Origin of the sequence: Streptomyces spiramenti (genome assembly GCF_012034385.1) — a bacterium.
Classification (GTDB): Bacteria; Actinomycetota; Actinomycetes; order Streptomycetales; family Streptomycetaceae; genus Streptomyces; species Streptomyces spiramenti.
Window position 1 is genome coordinate 1 of record NZ_JAAVJB010000472.1, and the last position, 1,048, is coordinate 1,048.

The 1,048-nt window shown below is 75.5% G+C and carries 1 protein-coding gene; it reads left to right on the plus strand.

What is annotated here, in order from left to right; all coding sequences use genetic code 11:
- The first annotated feature begins 111 nt into the window (after nucleotides 1-111).
- Nucleotides 112-972 carry an aldose epimerase family protein gene (locus tag HCJ92_RS24225; protein ID WP_338054366.1) on the plus strand — a complete coding sequence of 287 codons (861 nt, stop codon included), beginning with the start codon at nucleotides 112-114 and terminating at the stop codon, nucleotides 970-972.
- Nucleotides 973-1,048 lie beyond the last annotated feature (76 nt).

The window sequence follows — 1,048 nt, forward strand, 5'->3', positions numbered from 1 at the left end:
CGCCGGCACCCCGGCCCGGGGCGGCACCCCGGCCCGGGGCGGCGCCGTTCCGGGCCGAGGTGGCGGGAGCCCGCGGGGCGCGGCGACCGCCGCGACCACTACTGTCGTGCTGTGACTCTCCATGACGCCTCAGAACCCGATGTGACCGGCGCGGCAGACGACGGCACGGTGCGGCTGCGAGCCGGTGGCACGGAGGTGACCGTGCTGCCGGAGGACGGCTGCCGGCTGTCCTCGCTACGGGTCGGCGACGCCGAACTCCTCGCCCAGGGCGACGGATCGGGGTCGTTCGTGATGGCGCCGTGGTGCGGACGCACCGCCGGCGGTGTCTTCCGCAACGGCGGCACGTCCCACCGACTCCCGCTGAATGCGGGGCCCCACGCGATCCACGGCACCGTCCGGGAGCAGGTCTGGCAGCTCGCGGACCGCTCGGAGGATGGCCGCTCCGCCGCGTTCATCGTCGATCTCGCTGAGCCCTGGCCCTACCGCGGCCGGGTCACACAGATCCTCGAACTCGCCCCGTACGGAGGCGCCTTGACGCTGACGCTGGGTGTCGAGACGGCCGGGGACTCCTTCCCGGCGCAGGCGGGCTGGCACCCCTGGTTCGTGCGGCGGCTCCGGCCGGACGGACCGGAGGTCACCCTCGACTTCAGCCCGGCAGGTCAGATCGTGCGCGCCGACGGCATCGCCACCACCGAGGTCGGTGAGCCGGGGCCCGGCCCGTGGGACGACTGCTTCACCATGCCCGACGGGGTGGATGTCGCCCTGCGCTGGGGGCAGGAGCTGGAGTTGCGTGTCACCAGCCGCGAGGAGTGGGTCGTCGTGTACGACGAGCAGGAGCACGCGGTGTGCGTGGAGCCCCAGTCCGGCCCGCCCAACGGCCTCAACACCCACCCGCGTCTCGTCACCGGCATCCAGCCGCTGGAGACCAGCACCACCTGGAGCTGGCACCGCCCGGCGGCCCCCGTCGAGTGACCCGTGCCTCCCCCGTCCCGCCCCGCCGGCCCCGCCGCCGGACCGGCCGCTGCGCCCCGCCGCCGCGCCGCCGCCG